This is a genomic window from Ornithinimicrobium avium (assembly GCF_003351765.1).
GTDB classification, from domain to species: domain Bacteria; phylum Actinomycetota; class Actinomycetes; order Actinomycetales; family Dermatophilaceae; genus Ornithinicoccus; species Ornithinicoccus avius.
The window spans coordinates 117252-135941 of record NZ_CP031229.1 but is presented as its reverse complement, the minus strand read 5'-3'; the positions used below and the strand labels follow the sequence as shown (position 1 = coordinate 135941).

Sequence of the window (18690 nt, the reverse complement as noted above, 5' to 3'; positions counted from 1 at the left end):
ACCTTCTCCGACGGGGGATCGCCCGGGTATGTGGTGCCGGCTCAGGCCTGCTCAGCCGGCGCCGGGGCCTGCTCGGCGGCCTTGCCCGAGGTCGGCACGGTCTCGCGGCGCTCGCGGATGCGGGCGGCCTTGCCGCGCAGGTCGCGCAGGTAGTAGAGCTTGGCGCGACGCACGACGCCGCGGCTGACGATCTCGATCTTCTCCACGTTCGGGGAGTGCAGCGGGAAGGTGCGCTCCACGCCGACCCCGAAGGAGACCTTGCGCACGGTGTAGGTCTCGCCGATCCCCCCGCCGTGGCGGCGGATCACGACGCCCTTGAAGATCTGGACACGGGAGCGGCTGCCCTCGATGACCTTCACGTGGATGTTGACGGTGTCGCCAGCGCGGAAGTCCGGGATGTCGGTCCGCAGGCTGGCGCTGTCCAGCGCGTCGAGCTTGTGCATGGTCGTCTCCTGGTCGTGGCTGCCACAGGTCACCCACGGCGGTCTGGTGCCCGGGTCGGGCACGCTGTCGGTATGCCGTCTCTCCGGCTCCGTTCCGCTCGCACGGCTCCCCCTGTGGCAGGGGTGCGAGGTGGTGGCACGGTGCCGGGACGCAAGGGTCAAGTCTGCCAGACCCGGCGCCCCGCGACCAAGTCGGCGGCACCGCCTACGATCACCGCGTGCACACCCTCACCCTCCTCGCGGCCCCCCAGCGCGCGGACCTCACCGACGCGGCCGTCGAGGAGCTGGCCCGGGCCTGGGGCGCGCGCGACCCGCGCTGGCTCTCCGCCGGCGTCGCGCTCGAGGCCGACCTGCCAGACGTGCCGACGGACCTGTGGGAGGTGTGGGAGCGCTGGCAGGAGAGGGGCTTCGATTTGGTCGTCCAGCCCGCGGAGGGCCGGCGCAAGCAGCTCCTCCTGGCGGACATGGACTCCACGATGATCGAGCAGGAGTGCATTGACGAGCTCGCGGCGCACTCCGGGGTCGGCGCGCAGGTGGCCGCGATCACGGCGCGCGCGATGGACGGCGAGCTCGACTTCGTGGAGTCGCTGCGCGCCCGGGTGGCCCTGCTGGAGGGGCTAGCGACCTCCGTCGTGGACACGGTGCTGGCCGAGCGGATCACCTTCGCCCCCGGCGGCCCGCAGCTGGTCGCGACGATGCGGGCGCACGGCGGCTACACGGCGCTCGTCTCGGGCGGGTTCACCCCGTTCACCCAGGCGGTCGCCGGCGCCCTCGGCTTCGACGAGCACCGCGCCAACACGCTGGCCGTCGACGGGGAGCGGTTCACCGGGCGGGTGGTCGAGCCGGTCGTGGGCCGCGAGGCCAAGGTCGCCGTGCTGCGGGAGATGACCGCCCGTCTCGGCCTGACTCCTGCGGACGCGGTCGCGGTCGGCGACGGCGCCAACGACCTCGGCATGCTACGACTGGCCGGCACCGGGGTGGCGCTGCACGCCAAGCCCGCCGTGGCGCAGCAGTGCGCCGTCCGCGTCAACCACGGCGACCTCACCGCGGTGCTCTACCTCCAGGGGTACGTTGCGGACTCGTTCGCGCGCGTCTGATCTGGCACTGCACTCCGGTTCATCGTGCTGGATCAGACCGGTTTCCCGTCAACTGGCGATCTTCTCGCTGGACCTCCTGGCCCGACGCGCAGACCTAGCCTCCATCGCCATAGCAAAGAAGAGAACCATGCAGGACCAGGCCGGAAATGCGAAAATAATGAACCCGGTCGAGCCGATCGGCAGTTGCCACCACCCAGTCAACGGCACGGCGATAAAAAGCCCTATGAAGATGGTCAGTCCGGACACAATTACGTACATCACCCGGCCAGCCTGGCTCAATCTGCTCGAAGCGACCCCCCAGGACAGCACAGCTGCCGCGGCGAGGCCAAGGAGCACTGTCGCGCCAAGAACGTCCCCTGGGTCTGGGAACCGACTCACCGCCAATGGGGCGATCCAGATACCACCGATGACGAGGATGAGGATCAGGCCACGGACAATCGAGGCCGCGGTCCGCGCCGGCAACTTCATGCTACGGATTTGCTGAAAGATTTGCTCCACGCCCCTGTCCCGCAGTCCACATTCAGGCACACGAAACTCCTGAGGGCACGTCTTGCTACTGTCTGGTATGAGCCTCCCTGGCTGCCAACCACGTACGCCTCATGGTTCGGCGCCAACAAATGATGCCCATAGAAACTGGCCGTTCCATTCCTCCACACTGTGGCATCGACTTGGTACCAGATGCCGCCCGCGGCGTAGCAAAGCGGGTTCGCGACGTCGTGCTTGAGGCGGTACGAAGCGGAGCTAGTGCCCATTTTTACATTGCTCAACTTGATGTTCTTGCTACTCGCCGTAGCGGAGGCGACCACCTTGGTGCTAGTTGCATCTTTGTATCTCTTCGTACTCGAAACCCACTTGTTTAGATAAACACCCCTCGAGCTCGACGTGAAGTCAGCCTTTACCTGCGCTCGAGTCCGGTACCGGCTTGAAGTCGCACTCCACGAACGGTCGTCGCCCGCAAAGTAGATCTTCCCGACGGTCCACCAGGGGCGACACACCGAGCCAGAAAACACCGACACCCTCTCGTTGGGGATGAAGGTCTTGTAGTTGAACCAGATCCGGTCGTTCCGAAGGGCCCCACTGGTAACTGCCTGGCTCTGGTAGGCACCAGCCTGAACAATGACGGCTCCGTCTTCGCCTACCAACTCGTAGGTGTATGAGTGACTTGGCACCACGTCGTTGTCCCTGAACGTTCCCTTCGCATCCAAGGCGCCGGCGTGCTGACCATCCTTGAATACTTCCACGACGGGCGGCTCGACTGGCAAAGTCCCTCCTCCTCCGCCGCCGCCGTCACCACCCACGGGCAGCACCCCGCTGACGATAATCACCTCAGCACCCGTGCTCACCTCACCAACTAAGGGAATCAGCGTCTCAGAGTCGTATTCTGCGGGGGAATAAAATTCCTCCCCGTACTGGTCAGGGGTCACGACGTCCGGCTCTTCAGTAAACGCGACCACACCGTCAGTATAATCGCCACTCGTCATGGTCGGCGCGGTAGGTGCAGGGTCAGGGTCCGGCACCAAGTAGACCACGCTTTCAACCAGGGCGCCAGAGGAGGTTGACCCAGTCGAGATTACCAGGGTGTTGTCCGACTCTTCCATGACGGTCATCTGGAGGCTGACGCCGTTCTCGGACACGACCAACGCCCCGTTTGAGTCGAACGCCACATCGATGTTAGAAGCTGCAAAGGCCACTGGGAGCGTGGTCAAGGCCGAAGCGGCCGAGACAACCACGGCGCTAATCCAGGCGACGAATCGAGCATTTCGTGATACCTCCATGACGAGGCCCCCGATCTTGTTGTGTGCTGGCTACGCTGCCGCGCACGTTGGCGCGAGACTACCGGTTTCCTCCGGACGGAGTCAAGCATCGAACTGCTGCCGGGACGATGCCGGGACAGGGCCATGCATGAAGTGCTTCCTGATAGCTACCGAGCACGTTATGGCGGGCCTGAACCTGGAGTATTCACTAGGGGAGTCGGGCAGGGCCGGTAAGTAGCGTGTCGCGGGGGTGAGGGTGTCCCTGACCTGGGAGAATACGGATTGTCTAGATCTGGATTCATACCCGGGAAGGGACACCCTCAAGGTGAAGCGTACAAGCGGGACGGCTGCTGCTGAGGCAGCCTGGTCGAAGAGCCTGCTGGTGAAGGCGGAAGGCGCTGGGACGGTGGCGCACGCGGGGGTGGTGCTGCCCCGGCTGCTGGCCGACCGGGTCGGGCTCACGGGCGCGTTCCGGGACGTGCTCGCCCGGCGTGGCTTCCGCCCGGGCCGGGACCGTGGCCGGGCGGTCACGGACACGGTCGCCGCGTTGGCGTCCGGGGCGCGGTGCCTGAGCGACGTGGAGGCGATGACCGCCCAGGTCGAGCTGTTCGGCCCGGCCGGTGGGGCCAGCGACACCACGGTGCTGCGGGTGCTGGGTGAGTACGCCGACCGACTCGGTGAGGACGGGCTGGCCGGGCGGGCGTTGGCGCGGGCCACCGCCAAGGTCCGCTCCCGCGCCTGGGAGCAGATCGTGGCCCGGCACGGGAGGCTGCCCGCGGTTCGGGTCGCCGGCAAGGACCTGACCCGCCCGGGCCGGGGTGAGGACGTGCCGGTGCTGGTGATCCGTCTGGACGCGACGGTGATCGCGGCCGCCTCGGCCAAGGAGGGCGCGGAGGCGAACTACAAGGGGTTCGGCTTCCACCCCCTCACCGCGTGGTGCTCGAACACGGGCGAGAACCTGGCGATGATGAACCGGGTCGGGTCGGCCGGCTCGTTCACCGCCGCCGACCACGTGAAGGTGCTGGACGCGGCGCTGGCCCAGGTGCCCGCGGCGCACCGCCGCGAGGTGCTGGTGAGCGTGGACGGGGCCGGTGCCTCCCACGGCCTCGTCGAGCACCTGGACGCCCTGAACACCGCTGGTCAGCACGGGCGACGCGGGCGAGGGGTGGAGTACTCCATCGGGTGGCCCGTCGATGCCCGCACCCGGTCCGCGATCGAGGCTACCGGCGAGGGTGACTGGTCAGCGGGGCTGACCGCGACCGGTGGGGCCGAGGAGCACGCGCAGGTCGTGGAGCTGACCGGGCTCCTACGACACAGTCACACCGGTGACCTGCTGTCGGGGTGGCCGGGCGACATGCGGATCTTCGCCCGCCGCACTCCGCGCTCACCCGGGGAGCAGGCGCAGCTGGGGCAGGACCCGAACTGGCGCTACGGCGCGTTCGCCACGAACACGCCCACCGGTCAGGTCCAGCACCTGGACGTCCGGCACCGCACCCAGGCGCACGTGGAGGACCGGATCAAGGAGCTCAAGGCCTGCGGGGCCACCCGGCTTCCCTCGACCTCCTACGACCGCAACAGTGCCTGGCTGCACCTGGCCGCCCACGCCGTCACCGTGCTGGCCTGGCTGCGGCTGCTCGCCCTGGAGGATGACCTCGCCGTCGCCGAGCCCAAGGCCCTGCGGTTCCGGCTGCTGTCCGCACCAGCCCGATACGTGCGCCACGCCAGGAAACGGGTGCTGAAGATCCCCACCGGATGGGCCTGGGCCACCCACCTCGCCGACGCGTTCGACCGCCTCCGCGCACTGCACCCGGCCTGACGACAGTGTCCTTGTCCACCCACCACCCCAGCACACCCGAGCAGTGGAACCCGGCGCCCACCCGAGCGGATCGGGCCCCGACCCTGCCCACCGCCACCGCGGCCACCCGGCGCGGACCGCGACACGAACTCAGGACCCCACATCACCGCCGTGAATCATCGAGGTGAAGGCCGTCGGCACCGCAGTTCTTGCCGTGGCGGTTGCCACCGACGCGGTCATCCTGTTCCAGACGCGAGCAGGTCACCATCACGAGCCTGGGCCAGGTCGTCGCGCGGGCAGCGCAGCCCGTGCTGCTGGGGCGCCTGGTGGTCGCGGCGGTGGGGGGCGGCATCCAGTAGTATCTCCGGGCCCTGGGGTCCGGGGCCGCCTCCCGGCGGCGGCGGCGCGGGTGCTTGCCGCCGCCGGCTGGAGCAGGCGCCGGTCCACGGGCGTGAGCGCCGTCGAGCACCGGGCAGCCCAGATCCTGGCGACCGGCCTGGTCTGGGTCGCCGGCGCCTGGCTCGTCAGCGGATCGGGCAGCGGCCTTCGGTTCCTCGGTGGTCGCGGCGTCCTTCCTGACGGTCCTCCTGGCGACCCGCGCGATCGCACGCCTGCTCAGAAGGCGCGACTAGTGCCCCGTGTTTAAAGTTGGCTGACGGTTGGCATTCTTGAGGATCTCGTCCGCGGTCTTGGTCCACACGAAGGGATGACAGCGGTCGTTCCAGCCGTTGATGAAGGCGCGGATCTTGGCGTTCAGGTCCTTGACCGAGCCGAAGCTGCCGCGGTGGATGGCCTGGCGCTCGATGATCCCGAACCAGACCTCGACCAGGTTGAGCCAGGAACCGGAGGTCGGGGTGAAGTGGACCTGGATCCGTGGGTTGGCCGCGAGCCAGTCCCGCACCTCGGCCTTCTTGTGCGCGGCGTAGTTGTCCATCACCAGGTGCAGCTCGGTCCCATCCCCGGTGTCCGGATAGGCCCTGGCGACCTGCTTGAGAAAGGCGAGGAACTCCTGGTGGCGGTGTCGCGGCTTGCACGCCCCGGTGACCTTGCCGGTGGCGATCTCCAGCGCGGCAAACAGCGTAGAGGTGCCGTGCCGCTTGTAGTCATGGGTGCGCCGCTCGGGCAGCCCGGGCTGCATCGGCAGCATCGGCGCGGTACGGTCCAGCGCCTGGATCTGGGACTTCTCGTCCACGCACAGCACGATCGCGTTCTCCGGCGGCGCCAGGTGGAGCCCAACCACGTCGGTGACCTTCGCCACCAGCTCCCGGTCGGTGGAGAACTTGAACGTCTCGGCCCGCCACGGCTGCACCCCGTACTCGCGCCACGCCGTCGCGACGGTCCTGTTCCCGATCCCCAGGTGCCGGGCCAGCAGCCGCGTCGACCAGTGCGTCACCCCGTACTTCCTCGGCGGCGCCAGGGTCACCGACACGATCCGCGCGTGATCCACCGTCCGCGGCCGCCCCGACCTCGCCTCGTCCGACAGGCCGGCCAACCCCTTGGCCTGGTACCGGCCCCGCCACTTCAGCACCGTCGCCTTCGACGTCTCCAGCCGCTGGGCGATCCGCTCGTTCGCCTCCCCGTCCGCGGCCGCCAGCACGATCCGCGCCCGCAGCACCTCACCAGCACGAGCAGCAGTCGAGCGGTGCAACCGCTCCAGCTCCCCTCGATCACCCTCACGCAACGTCAGCGCCGGAGCAGCACGATTCGCCATGCCCCATCTTCCCAAATCACCAACCGTTTAGGAACTAACGACACGCTCCACTAGGTCCGCCCGTCCCGGCCGCCCATCAGGTCGGGCCGCCGCGAAGCCGTGCGCTCGAGCCGCTGCTCGTGCCGCCACGCCGCGATCTGCCCGTGGTGGCCGGACAGCAGCACGTCGGGCACTTTGCGCCCTCGCCACTGCGGGGGCTTGGTGTAGACGGGATACTCCAGCAGCCCGCCGGTGTGCGACTCCTCCACCAGCGACTCGGCGTTGCCGATCACGCCGGGGACCAGGCGCGCGACCGCCTCGGTCATGGCGAGCACCGCCACCTCGCCGCCGTTGAGCACGTAGTCCCCCAGGCTCAGCACGGACAGCCGGTAGCGCGCCGCGAACTCCTCGTAGACGCGCTCGTCGATCCCCTCGTAGCGCCCGCACGCGAAGATCAACCAGTCCTCCTGCGTCGCCAGCTCACGGGCGGTCTGCTGGGTGAACAGGTCGCCGCCCGGTCCGGGGAAGACGAGGTGCGGGGTCCGCCCGGGCAGCGAGCCGCATACCTCGTCCAGCGCCTCCCCCCACGGCTCGGGGCGCATGACCATGCCCGCTCCCCCGCCGTAGGGCGTGTCGTCGACGGTGCGGTGCCGGTCGTGGGTCCAGTCCCGCAGGTCGTGCACGTGCACCCCGAGCAGGCCGTCGCGCTGCGCCCTGCCGATGAGCGAGAGCTGCAGCGGCGCGAGGTAGTCCGGGAAGATCGTGACGACGTCGATGCGCAGGACCACGGCCTACTCCCCCAGCTCCAGCAGACCGGCCGGCGGGTCGATGACCACGCGACGGGCCTCCTCGTCGACCTCGGGCACGATCTCCTCGACGAACGGCACGAGCACCTCGCGACCGTCGGGCAGGCGCACCTCCAGCAGGTCCTGCACCTCCCGCAGGTGCAGCGCGCTCACCTCTCCGACCCGGGAACCGTCCACGAGCACCACCTCGAGGCCGAGCAGGTCCTCCTCGCGCCAGCCGTCGTCGTCCTGGTCCACGTCGTCCTCGTCGGTGACGAGCAGCCGGGTGCCGCGCAGCGCCTCGGCGGCGGTCCGGTCCGGGTGCCCCTCGAAACCGAGCAGGTAGATGCCCTGGTGCACGCGCACGCTGCGCAGCACGAGCGGACCGCACGCGGCCGGCTCGGTCGGGAAGGAGGCACCGGGCACGAACCGTCCCTCCGGGTCGTCCGTGTGCGTCTGCACGGTCACCTCGCCGCGCAGCCCGTGCGGCTTGCCGACGCGGGCGACGACGAAGCCCTCGGGCTGGGTCGGGGTGGTCATGCTCTCCTCCGGGTGGCTGGACGACGAGGGGTATGCGGTGGTGCCGGGGACGCAGCACGGCCCGCCGGGCGCGTGGTGCGCCGGGCGGGCCGTGCGGTGGCTCAGGTCGGGCTCGGTCTCAGCGCAGCCGGTCGGTGTCGACGATGTCGACCCGGACCTTCTGGCCGCCGGCCAGCGCGCCGACGACGGTGCGCAGCGCGCTGGCGGTGCGTCCGCGGCGCCCGATCACACGGCCCAGGTCGTCGGGGTGCACGCGGACCTCGAGGATGTCGCCGTGGCGCGCACCCTTGGTGCGCACCTGCACGTCGCCGTCGTGGTCGACGATGCCCTTGACCAGGTGCTCCAGGGCCTCCTCGAGCATGGTCAGCCCTCGGACTTCTCGGCCTCGGCACCCTCGGTGACGGTGCCCTCGGCGGCCTCGGTGTCCTTGGCCTCCTCGCCGGAGCTGGACGCGGCCGAGCCCTCGGTGTCGGCGGCCGGGGCGGTCTCCTCGGCGACGGCCTCGGCGGGAGCCTCCTGGGCGACCTTGTCCTCGCCCTTGTCGGCAGCCTCGTCCTCGGTCTTCTCCGCGGCCTTGTCGGCCTTCTTGGACTCGGTCTTCTTGGTGGCCTTGCGCCTGGTGGTGGCGCCGCTGTCGTCGCCGTCGGCACCGCCGGCCGCGGCCAGGGCCGCCTCGTAGAGGGCCTTCCTGTCCGGCCTGGGCTCCTTGACCTTCAGGGTGCCCTCGGCGCCCGGCTCGCCCTTGAACGTCTGCCAGTCACCGGTGATCTTCAGCAGCGCGGCGACCTGCTCGGTCGGCTGCGCGCCGACGCCGAGCCAGTACTGCGCACGCTCGGAGTCGATCTCGATGAGCGAGGGCTCCTCGGTCGGGTGGTACTTGCCGATCTCCTCGATCGCCCGGCCGTTGCGCTTGGTGCGCGAGTCCATGACGACGACGCGGTAGAACGGTGCACGGATCTTGCCCATGCGCTTGAGACGAATCTTGACTGCCACGAGAGTGGTGTCTCCTGTTTCTGTGTGGTGGGCACGGCGAGACCGCACACGGGTCGGTGCGGGGAGTCGTGGTCCGGTGTGTAGGCGTCCGGTCCAGCCTGGAGCCGGACGGGTACAGCGCTCCATTGTGCCAGACCTGACCGCGTGCCCCAACCCGTCGTCGGCGCGGGCGGCTAGCTCGGTCCGGCGTCGGCGGGGTCGGCGGGTGCGGGGTCGGCGGGTGCGTGGTCGGCGACGAAGCGGAGCACCTCGGTGTCGTCCACGCCGGGGAAGACCCCCGGCGGCATGACGGCGAGCAGGTGGGAGTGAGCCCGGGCGCTGGGCCAGACCTTGTCCTGCCAGCGCCGGGCCAGGTCCGGCGGCGGCTGCGTGCAGCAGCGGGGGTCGGGGCAGCGCGAGGCCCGCCGCTGCGTCGTGTCGCGTCCGCGCATCCAGCGGACCTGGTCGAAGGGCACGCCGACGCTCACCGAGAACCGCCCGGCGGGGGTCTGCTCGACCACCGCCGTGCACCAGTAGGTGCCGCGCCCGGTGTCGGTGTACTGGTGGTAGACGTCACCCACCGGCTGCTCGAAGACGACCCGGGCCGTCCACGCACGGCAGACCCGGGCCCCCTCGATCGCGCCGGTGGCGTCCATCGGGAAGCGCACGCCGTCGTTCTCGTAGGCCTTGTAGATGACACCGTCGGAGCTGGTGCGCATGAAGTGCACGGGCAGCTCCAGGTGCCGGGTGGCCAGGTTGCAGAAGCGGTGGGCCGCGGTCTCGTAGGAGACCGCGTAGGCGTCGCGCAGGTCCTCCAGGGCGATGTCACGCTCCTCCTTGGCCCGCTGCAGGAAGGGCACCGCGGTGGCCTCGGGCAGCAGGACCGCCGCGGCGAAGTAGTTGATCTCGATCCGCTGGGCCAGGAACTCGGCGTAGTCGCGGGGCGCCTCGTGCTCGAGCACCACGTGGCCGAGCGCCTGCAGCGCGGTGGCGCGCAGGTCGTGCCCGCTGCGCACCGGGACGTAGATCCGCCGGTGCTCCAGGTCGGTGACCGTCCGCGTCGAGGCGGGCAGGTCGGCCACCGTCCGGACCTCGAAGCCCACGTGGCGGGCGATCCGGTTGACGGCCTCGCGGGTCACCGGCCCGGCGCCCTGGCCGACGGCACGGACGAGGTCGGCGGCACGCGCCTCGATCTCGGGGAAGTAGTTGTCGGCCTCGCGCATCAGGCGCCGCAGCTCGGCGTTGGCCGCGCGGGCGAACTCCGGCGTGGCCGCGCGCTGCTGCTGCAGTCCCACGACGCTCTCGTAGAGCCCGACCAGGGCCTCCAGCGCGTCGTCGGGCAGGCCGGCGCCGACCCGCACCTCGGGGACCCCGAGGCTCTCGAAGCCGGGCGAGCGCTGCGCGCGCTCCCAGCGGACCTCGAGGGCGGCCCGCCGGCTGGGCGGGGCGCCGCTGAGCAGCTGCTGCACCTCCACCCCGAGCGCGGCGGCCACGGCCCCGAGCGTGGACACCCGGGGCTCTCGTCGACCGTTCTCCATGAGCGAGAGCGCGGAGGCGGACAGCCCCACCTTCACCCCCAGCTCGGCGAGGGTCAGACCCGCCTCCCGACGGTGGTGGCGCAGCCGGCGGCCCAGCGCGACCGAGTCGTCCCCGCCCGTCGACGGGGCGGAGGTCCCCTCCAGGTGCGGTGAGGGGGCGAACGGCAGGACGCGGTCGTGGACGATCGTCATCCCTGCACGATAGCGAAAGAACGCTGGTTCTTGACACCCCTATGGACGTCCTGGTCCCGTGCCCGTGCCCCAGTGTTGTCAACACAGACCTGTTGACACCGCCACGGAAGGGACACCCCGATGACGACGACCACGACGCCACGGACCGACACCACCCAGCTCACCCCGGCCGGGCTGGCCGTCGAGCTCGAGCAGGAGTGGGCCGACAATCCTCGTTGGGCAGGTGTCCAGCGCCGCTACTCCGCCGAGGACGTGATCCGGCTGCGTGGCTCGGTGGTCGAGGAGCACACCCTGGCCCGGCGCGGCGCCGAGCGTCTCTGGGAGGCCATCCAGACGAAGTCCTTCGTCCGCGCCCTGGGCGCGCTGACCGGCAACCAGGCCGTCCAGATGGTCAAGGGCGGGCTGGAGGCCATCTACCTGTCCGGCTGGCAGGTCGCCGCCGACGCCAACCTGGCCGGCGAGACCTACCCCGACCAGAGCCTCTACCCGGCCAACTCCGTCCCCGCCGTGGTCCGCCGGATCAACAACGCCCTCAAGCGCGCCGATCAGATCGCCTGGATGGAGCAGGACGGAGACGTCGACCCTATCGACTGGTTCGCGCCGATCGTCGCCGACGCCGAGGCCGGCTTCGGCGGGCCGCTCAACGCCTTCGAGCTGATGAAGTCGATGATCGCCGCCGGCGCCGCCGGCGTGCACTGGGAGGACCAGCTGGCCTCGGAGAAGAAGTGCGGCCACCTGGGCGGCAAGGTCCTGGTCCCCACCGGACAGCACGTGCGCACCCTGAACTCCGCGCGCCTGGCCGCCGACGTCCTCGGCGTGCCCTCGCTCGTCATCGCCCGCACCGACGCCCTCGCCGCGGACCTGCTGACCAGCGACGTCGACGAGATCGACCAGCCGTTCACCACCGGCGAGCGCACCTCCGAGGGCTTCTACCGGGTCCGCAACGGCATCGAGCCGGTGCTGGCCCGGGCCAAGGCCTACGCGCCCTACGCCGACCTCATCTGGGTCGAGACCGGCACCCCCGACCTCGGCCTGGCGCGCGAGTTCGCGCAGGAGCTGCACAAGGACTTCCCGGACCAGAAGCTGGCCTACAACTGCAGCCCCTCCTTCAACTGGAAGGCGGCGCTGTCCGACCAGGAGATCGCCGAGTTCCAGGACCGCCTGGGCGACCTGGGCTACGCCTTCCAGTTCATCACGCTGGCCGGCTTCCACTCGCTCAACCACGGCATGTTCCACCTGGCGCACGAGTACTCCCGCAGCGGCATGACGGCCTACGTCGAACTGCAGGAGGCCGAGTTCGCCGACGCCGACCGCGGCTACACCGCGGTGCGCCACCAGGCGGAGGTCGGCACCGGCTACTTCGACGCGGTGAGCACCGCGGTCAACCCCGACTCCTCGACCACGGCGCTGTCCGGCTCCACCGAGGCCCAGCAGTTCCACCACTGACCCGCCGGCGCCAACACCGGGCACCCCGTCGACAACCGTCGGCCCGCACAGGGAGGATGGACCCGTGAACAGTTCCAGCAGCTATGTCACCCACCTGCTCGACGAGGAGGGCCAGGCGGCCCTCGACGCCCTGGAGCGCGCCACGCGAGAAGAGCGGCACACGCTCCTCGCGGCACGCAAGGAGCTGGCGCGCCGGGTGCGCGACGGGGCCGACCTGGCCCAGCTCGAGGAGACCCGCTCGATCCGCGAGGACACGACGTGGCAGGTGACACCCCCGCCGGCCGACCTCACCCACCGGCTCGTCGAGCTGGCCACCCCGGCGACGGCCGAGGCCGCCAAGGCCGCGATGGCGGTCGGGACCGACGTCTGGGTCGCCGACCTCGAGGACATGCTGGTCCCGACCCCGGCCCGGCTGCTGGCCGCCCACCGGGTCATCGAGGAGGTCGCCGCCACCCGGACCGGCGACGCCGCGCCGCGCGTGCCCACGCTCATGGTGCGCCCGCGGGGGCTCCACCTGCCCGAGGCTCACGTGGTCGTCGACGGCGCCCCGGCCAGCGCCTCCGTCGTCGACGTCTTCCTCTTCCTGGCCCGCAGCGGCCGCCGTCTGATCGACAACGGCAGCGGTCCCTACCTCTACCTGCCCAAGCTGGAGTCGTGGCAGGAGGCCCTCTGGTGGGAGGGGCTCCTCGCCCGGGCCGAGACGGCGCTCGACCTGCCCGTGGGATCGACGAAGGTGAGCGTGCTGGTCGAGACCGTCCAGGCGGCATACCAGCTGGAGGAGATCGTCCACGCGCTGCGCGAGCGGGTGACCGGGCTGACCGCCGGCCGGTGGGACTACGTCTTCTCCTACCTGCGGGCCTACGGGCACCGGACCGAGTGCGGGCTGCCCGACCTGGACGGCTTCACGATGAACACCCGCTTCCTGCGCACCTACACCGAGGTCATCGTGCGCACCTGCCACCGGCGCGGCGTCCAGGCGCTCGGCGGTCCGATCTCGCTGTCGGCGAGCGGCCCCTTCGACGAGTCGGTCGCCATGACGCACGCCCGGATCACCCGTGACAAGTCGCGCGAGGCCTCCCAGGGTTTCGACGGCGCCTGGGCCCTGCACCCGGCCCTGGTGCCGGTGGTGCGCGCGCCCTTCGAGGCCCGCGACGAGCGTGCCGGTGCCTCCACCGCGCCCCGGCACCCCGCGGACCCCTCCGTCGACGTGCCGGTCGACCCGCTGGCCCTGCGCGACGTGGGGACGCTGGCCGGCAGCGCCACCCTCACCGGTATGCGGACCGCGCTGCGGTCCTCGCTGGCCTACCTCACCGGGTGGCTCGCCGGTGAGGGCACGGCCGTCATCTCCGGCCACATCGAGGACTTCGGCACGGTCGAGCTGGCCCGGATGCAGCTGTGGCAGTGGATGGCGCACGGCAAGCGCTTCGCCGAGGGCCCCACGATGTCGACCCGGCTGCTGGACCGGATGCTGGAGGACGAGATCGCCCTGCTGCGCCGGCGCGGCGCCCGGGACGACCTGCTCCAGCACGCGGTCACGCTGCTGCGCGGCGCGGTCGTGGCGGAAGAGCCGCCGGCCTTCCTGTCGGTGCTGGCCTACGAGGTGCTGCTGACGCTCAGGGAGCACACCGCCGCCGCGGCCTGAGGGGCCCGGCCGCGCCTCAGCCGCGGGCGCCGGAGCGCTCGTGGCTGTGCCCGCGCAGGATGACGCGGTAGGGGTCGGCCATGGTGCGCACGTCCTCGCGCGGGTCGTCCCGGTAGACGACGAGGTCGGCCGACTCCCCCTCGGCGATGCCGGGCCGGCCCAGCCAGACCCGTGCGTCCCAGGTGGCGGCGCCGATCGCCTCGAGGTTCGACATACCTGCGCGCGTCAGGGCCTCCACCTCGTGAGCGACCAGCCCGTGCGGCAGCTGGCCCCCGGCGTCGGTGCCCACGTAGACCCGCACGCCTGCCTCCCGCGCCTTCGCCACCGTCTGGTAGCGACGCTCGTAGAGCTCCATCATGTGGTCGGCGTAGGTCGCGAACTTGCCCCGGCCGGCCTCGGCGAACGCCGGGAAGTTGTCGATGTTGACCAGGGTCGGGACGATCGCGATGTCCTGCCGGGCGAAGGTGTCGATGGTGTCGTCGGTCAGGCCGGTGGCGTGCTCGATGCAGTCCGTGCCGGCAGCCGCGAAGTCCTCCAGCGACTGCTCCCCGAAGCAGTGGGCGGTCACCCGGGCGCCCTCCTCGTGCGCGGCCGCGATCGCGTCGGTGAGCACGTCCACCGGCCAGCAGGTGCCCAGGTCGCCGGTCTCCCGGTCGATCCAGTCGCCGACCAGTTTGACCCACCCGTCGCCGGCCCGTGCCTCCTGCCGGACGTACTCGACGAGGTCCTCCGGCTCGATCTCCCAGGCGAAGTTGCGCAGGTAGCGCCGTGTCCGCGCGATGTGCCGCCCGGCCCGGATGAGCCGCGGCAGGTCCTCCCGCTCCTGCACCCAGCGGGTGTCGGCCGGGCTGCCGGCGTCGCGCAGCAGCAGCGCCCCGGCGTCGCGGTCGGCGAGCGCGTGCTCCTCGGCGCGGGCCGGGTCGACCGCGCCGTGCGCCTCGAGCCCGACGTGACAGTGCGCGTCGACCAGGCCGGGCACGGCATACCCCTCGACGGTCTCGACCTGCCCGACGGTCGGCCGGGTGAGGCTGACGACCCCGTCGATCACCCACAGCTCCTCGAGCACCTCCTCGGGGCCGACCAGGACCTGTCCACGGATGTGCAGCGCCGGTGCGCTCATCTCGCCTCCTCGCGGGGGGTTTGCGGTCCTGCCAGGCTATCGGCCGACGCGCGTGGCGGCTCGTAGACTCCCGACGTGGCCGCCGCCCCGCACCCGCCCGTCGCCCGCGTCGACCTGGCGCAGCTGCTGCGCCGGGCCGCGGACGGCCGCTTCCCGCAGACCGACGGCGGGTTCTCCCGCGCCGCGCCCTGGCGGCCCGGGGTCGAGGCGGCGGTCGCCTTCACGGGTCACGCGGTGATGGTCGTGGCCGAGGACGTGGACGACGGGAGGCTGGTGGGTCTGGGCGTGCACGGCTACGGCGGTGCGCACGACCCGCGGACCACGCTCGCGCTGGTCGGTGCCGGCAAGGTCGGCGTGCTGGACGTCCTGCTCCTCGGACGCGGTACCGGTGGTGGAGGCCGGCTCGTGGCACGCCCCGACCTGGCCTCCACCGAGCGCGCCCGGCACGCTGCGCAGTGGCGCGACGACGTCCGGGTGCACGGCCTGCCGGACCGCTCCAGCACCTCCCTGGCCACGCTGTCGCGAGGCGTCGGCGGGCTGCCCGAGGTCGGCCTGCACGATGCGGACGACGCCGCCGACGAGCTCCTCCACGGCGTGCTGGCCCTCGTGCCGCCCGGTGACGTCGTCGTCGCCTCGGTCACCCCGGGGAACGCCCGCTCGCTGCGCTTCTTCCTGCGGCACGGCTTCGTCCCTGTGGGCAGCGTCCAGCAGTGGAAGCCGCACCGTCCTGCACGCTCGACTCCTGTGGACCACCACGGAAGGTCCCCGGATCCCTCGCCCGCGGCGCCTGATCAGGCCAGCACGCCAGCGGCACGCGCCGGCCCGGCGTAGGCGTCGGCGAGCGTGGCGACGGTCTCGTGGGCGTTGAGCCCGCTCGGGTTCGGCACCACCCACAGCCTGGCCCCCTCGAACGGCTCGGGCTGCTCGCCCGCCACCGCACCGCGCACGCCGAACGCGCTCCGGTATGCCGTGATGCCGGCCACCGCGACCACGCCCGGCCGCGCTCGGCGCACCGTCTCGCGCAGGCGCTCCCCTCCCTCGCGCAGCTCGGCCGCGGTCAGCTCGTCGGCGCGGGCCGTGGCCCGCCGGACCAGGTTGGTGATCCCGATCCCGCGACCGCGCAGGTGGGCACGGTCGTCGTCGGTCATGCCCGCGGAGGGGTCCACGCGCCGGTCGATGACGCCGGCCGTCAGCAGCGCCGGGTAGAACCGGTTGCCCGGGTGGGCGAAGTGGGTCTGCGTCGCGGCCGTCCACAGGCCGGGGTTGATGCCGACGAAGAGCAGCCTCAGCGGCGTGCCGCCGTCCGTCGCCAGCAGGTCCGGCACCTGCGCGCCGCGGAAGGAAGCCAGCTCGTCGCGGGTGAAGCTGCGTCGCGACGGGTCGCTCACGGCCACGCCGGCGGCTCCGGCGGGCCCCCCGCGGCGGGCGGTGCCGGCGGAACGGCGTCGGCCGGATCCACACCGACCTGGTCCCAGGCGGACCGCAGCGCGGACTCGACCTCGGAGCCTTCTCCATACCTCGTGGTGGCCGAGACGAGGGTCGCGGCGGCGAACCCGGCGAAGCTGACGTCCCGGGGCACCAGACCCCGGGTGGTCATGGTGTCGTACCAGACCTGCCCGGCCCGCTCCCACGAGTGTCCGCCCAGCGCCGTGGCGAACAGGTAGAAGGCGTGGTTGGGGATGCCGGAGTTGATGTGCACGCCGCCGTTGTCGTTGTCAGCGTCGTGGGGAAGCACGACGTAGCCGGCCATGGTCGCCGGCTGCGGGTCCTTGCCGAGCACCGGGTCGTCGTAGGCCGTGCCCGGCGCCGCCATCGAGCGCAGCGCGACGCCCTGCACCTTGTCGGTGAAGACGCCGACGCCGATGAGCCAGTCGGCCTCCTCGGCGGTCTGGCCGAGCACGCGCTGGCGCACCATCGAGCCCCACACGTCGGAGGCGGACTCGTTGAGCGCCCCGGACTGGCCGACGTAGGTCAGGCCGGCGGTGTACTGGGTCAGGCCGTGCGCGAGCTCGTGGCCGATCACGTCCACACTCTGGGTGAAGCCGTTGAAGTAGATCCCGTCACCGTCGCCGAAGACCATCTGTTCGCCGTCCCAGAAGGCGTTGTCGTAGCTCTGGGCGTAGTGCACGCTCCCCACCAGCGGCAGACCCTGACCGTCGAGGGAGTCTCGGCCGAAGACCTCCGCGAGCAGGTGCCAGGTGGCTCCCAGCCCGTCGTAGGCCTGGTCCACGGCGGTGTCCCCGCTGGCCTGCCCTCCCTCCTCGCGGACGAGCACCCCCGGCAGCGTGGTGCCGTGCTGCGCGTCGTGCACCGAGCGCTGCGGGGTGGCGTCCGCGGGCACGGCGCGCTCGGTCGGCGCCGGCGCGCTCTGCGCACGGCTCTGCAGGGGCCACGCGACGATGGCCTGACCGCCGCTCGGGCGACGGCCCTGTGGCCAGCGGGTCGCGGTCAGCTCGCGCCGCTGCCGCACCGTCATGCTGTCGCGCAGCGCGAACCGCACCGCCTCGGCGAGCGAGGGCTCGGCCTGCGCCAGCCGGAGCAGCAGGTAGGGCGGGACGATCGAGCAGTGCGGGTGCGACGTCATACCGGCACTCTGGCACGCACCACCGACAGCGTCCTGTCGGCTCAGGCCTCCGCGAGCAGCTCGCGCACGCGCGGGAGCACCTGCGTGCCGTAGAGCTCGATCGAGCTCATCAGCTGGCTGTGCGGCATCGGCCCGTTGGCGTACTTCAGGTCGAAGCGGTCCAGCTTCAGCGCCCGCACGGTCGCCGCGATCTTCTGCGCGACGGTCTCCGGGGAGCCGACGTAGAGCGAGCCGTGGGTGATCTCGCCGTGGTACTCGTCCAGGCCGACCGGCCCCCAGCCGCGCTCCGCGCCGATCCGGTCGCGGTTGACCTTGAAGTGCGGGTAGAGCTGCTCGCGCGCCAGCTCGTCGGTCGCGGCGACGTGGCCGGGCGAGTGGACGGCGACGGGCAGCCGCGGCGCACCGCTCTCCTCGAGCAGCCGCCGGTAGAGGTCGGCGAACGGCACGAAGCGCTGCGCCGGACCGCCGATGATCGCGAGCATCAGCGGGATCCGGTAGGACGCCGCCCGCACCACGCTCTGCGGGGACCCGCCGACCGCGATCCAGGTGCTCAGCCGCCCGGACCCGGTCTTGGGCCAGACCTCCTGGTCGACCAGCGGCGGTCGGATCGTGCCCTCCCAGGACACCGGGCCCTCGTCCAGCACCCGGGTGAACAGGTCCAGCTTCTCGGCGAAGAGCGTCTCGTAGTCCCGTAGGTCGAAGCCGAACAGCGGGAAGGACTCGGTGAACGAGCCACGGCCCAGGACCACCTCGGCGCGACCGTCGCTCAGCGCGTCGACGGTGGAGAAGCGTTCGAAGACGCGGACCGGGTCGTCCGAGCTGAGGACGGTGACGGCGGAGCCGAGCAGGATGCGCTCGGTGCGCGTCGCCATGCCCGCGAGGACGACGTCGGGGGCGCTCACCGCGAAGTCGGAGCGGTGGTGCTCCCCCACCCCGAAGGAGTCGATCCCGACCTGGTCGGCCAGCACCGCCTGCTCGACGAGGTCGCGGATCACCCGGGCGCCGGTCTGCGGCGTCCCGTCGTCGGTGAGCGTGATGTCGCCGAAGGTGTCCAGCCCCAGCTCGACGGTCATGTCGGTTCCTCTCCTCGGA

Annotated in this window: 17 protein-coding genes and 1 pseudogene; 5 read left to right on the top strand and 13 right to left on the bottom strand. The window is 71.4% G+C overall.

The genetic code is table 11. From position 1 onward, the window contains the following. Positions 1-41 precede the first annotated feature (41 nt). The gene (gene rplS, locus DV701_RS00640; RefSeq protein WP_114926653.1) at positions 42-443 is read right to left on the bottom strand and encodes a 50S ribosomal protein L19; all 402 of its coding nucleotides are present in this window, start codon (positions 441-443) and stop codon (positions 42-44) included. Between the two features lie 218 nt (positions 444-661). Between rplS and serB the strand changes: the two genes are divergently transcribed. After that, positions 662-1540: a phosphoserine phosphatase SerB gene (gene serB, locus DV701_RS00635; protein ID WP_114926652.1), complete on the top strand. Its 879-nt coding sequence runs from the start codon at positions 662-664 to the stop codon at positions 1538-1540. A gap of 48 nt (positions 1541-1588) precedes the next feature. Here the strand turns inward: serB and DV701_RS00630 are convergent, their stop codons facing one another. Both DV701_RS00630 and DV701_RS00625 read right to left on the bottom strand, forming a co-directional pair. Beyond that, complete coding sequence (locus tag DV701_RS00630; RefSeq protein ID WP_114926651.1) at positions 1589-2008, bottom strand: hypothetical protein; 420 nt, start codon at positions 2006-2008, stop codon at positions 1589-1591. Next, the gene (locus DV701_RS00625) at positions 2005-3270 is read right to left on the bottom strand and encodes a DUF3238 domain-containing protein (protein ID WP_162802741.1); all 1266 of its coding nucleotides are present in this window, start codon (positions 3268-3270) and stop codon (positions 2005-2007) included. The genes DV701_RS00630 and DV701_RS00625 overlap by 4 nt, the downstream gene beginning before the upstream one ends. 274 nt (positions 3271-3544) lie before the next feature. On the opposite strand from DV701_RS00625, the gene DV701_RS00620 reads away from it, so the two are divergent. After that, positions 3545-5110 carry an IS1380 family transposase gene (locus DV701_RS00620; RefSeq protein WP_114926649.1) on the top strand — a complete coding sequence of 522 codons (1566 nt, stop codon included), beginning with the start codon at positions 3545-3547 and terminating at the stop codon, positions 5108-5110. A 607-nt stretch (positions 5111-5717) separates the two neighbouring features. Here the strand turns inward: DV701_RS00620 and DV701_RS00615 are convergent. From DV701_RS00615 to DV701_RS00590, 6 genes and pseudogenes are all read right to left on the bottom strand, one after another. Continuing rightward, the gene (locus tag DV701_RS00615; protein WP_114926648.1) at positions 5718-6800 is read right to left on the bottom strand and encodes an IS630 family transposase; all 1083 of its coding nucleotides are present in this window, start codon (positions 6798-6800) and stop codon (positions 5718-5720) included. Between the two features lie 50 nt (positions 6801-6850). Further along, positions 6851-7567 carry a tRNA (guanosine(37)-N1)-methyltransferase TrmD gene (gene trmD, locus DV701_RS00610; RefSeq protein ID WP_324616606.1) on the bottom strand — a complete coding sequence of 239 codons (717 nt, stop codon included), beginning with the start codon at positions 7565-7567 and terminating at the stop codon, positions 6851-6853. Positions 7568-7570: 3 nt separating this feature from the next. Then, on the bottom strand, positions 7571-8104 hold the full coding sequence (gene rimM / locus DV701_RS00605) for a ribosome maturation factor RimM (protein ID WP_114926647.1): 534 nt from the start codon (positions 8102-8104) through the stop codon (positions 7571-7573). A gap of 118 nt (positions 8105-8222) precedes the next feature. Next, the gene (locus tag DV701_RS00600; protein WP_114926646.1) at positions 8223-8465 is read right to left on the bottom strand and encodes an RNA-binding protein; all 243 of its coding nucleotides are present in this window, start codon (positions 8463-8465) and stop codon (positions 8223-8225) included. 113 nt (positions 8466-8578) lie between these two features. Next, positions 8579-9097: pseudogene (rpsP, locus tag DV701_RS00595) on the bottom strand (30S ribosomal protein S16); the annotation flags it as partial. Between the two features lie 173 nt (positions 9098-9270). Next, a complete protein-coding gene (locus DV701_RS00590; RefSeq protein ID WP_114926644.1) occupies positions 9271-10806 on the bottom strand; it encodes a helix-turn-helix domain-containing protein in 1536 nt (511 codons plus the stop codon). A 120-nt stretch (positions 10807-10926) separates the two neighbouring features. Between DV701_RS00590 and aceA the strand changes: the two genes are divergently transcribed. Continuing rightward, a complete protein-coding gene (gene aceA / locus DV701_RS00585; protein WP_114926643.1) occupies positions 10927-12252 on the top strand; it encodes an isocitrate lyase in 1326 nt (441 codons plus the stop codon). Between the two features lie 64 nt (positions 12253-12316). After that, complete coding sequence (locus DV701_RS00580; protein WP_114926642.1) at positions 12317-13894, top strand: aldolase/citrate lyase/malate synthase family protein; 1578 nt, start codon at positions 12317-12319, stop codon at positions 13892-13894. A 16-nt stretch (positions 13895-13910) separates the two neighbouring features. Here DV701_RS00580 and DV701_RS00575 read toward each other — a convergent pair whose 3' ends face one another. Beyond that, positions 13911-15014, bottom strand: coding sequence for an amidohydrolase family protein (locus DV701_RS00575; protein WP_114926641.1), 1104 nt, complete (start codon positions 15012-15014; stop codon positions 13911-13913). 75 nt (positions 15015-15089) lie between these two features. Between DV701_RS00575 and DV701_RS00570 the strand changes: the two genes are divergently transcribed. Then, entirely contained in the window at positions 15090-15845 is a 756-nt protein-coding gene (locus DV701_RS00570) for an N-acetyltransferase (protein WP_114926640.1), read from the top strand. On the opposite strand, the gene DV701_RS00565 is transcribed toward DV701_RS00570, so the two are convergent. From DV701_RS00565 to DV701_RS00555, 3 genes are read right to left on the bottom strand one after another with little or no spacing between them, the layout of a single operon-like run. Continuing rightward, the gene (locus DV701_RS00565; protein WP_114930488.1) at positions 15806-16402 is read right to left on the bottom strand and encodes a mismatch-specific DNA-glycosylase; all 597 of its coding nucleotides are present in this window, start codon (positions 16400-16402) and stop codon (positions 15806-15808) included. The two genes, DV701_RS00570 and DV701_RS00565, sit on opposite strands and share 40 nt — an antisense overlap. Next, the gene (locus tag DV701_RS00560) at positions 16399-17598 is read right to left on the bottom strand and encodes a M4 family metallopeptidase (protein ID WP_114926639.1); all 1200 of its coding nucleotides are present in this window, start codon (positions 17596-17598) and stop codon (positions 16399-16401) included. Before DV701_RS00560 ends, DV701_RS00565 begins: the two co-directional genes overlap by 4 nt. A gap of 41 nt (positions 17599-17639) precedes the next feature. Further along, positions 17640-18671 (bottom strand): LLM class flavin-dependent oxidoreductase, encoded by a 1032-nt coding sequence (locus tag DV701_RS00555; RefSeq protein ID WP_114926638.1) that lies wholly within the window; start codon positions 18669-18671, stop codon positions 17640-17642. Positions 18672-18690 lie beyond the last annotated feature (19 nt).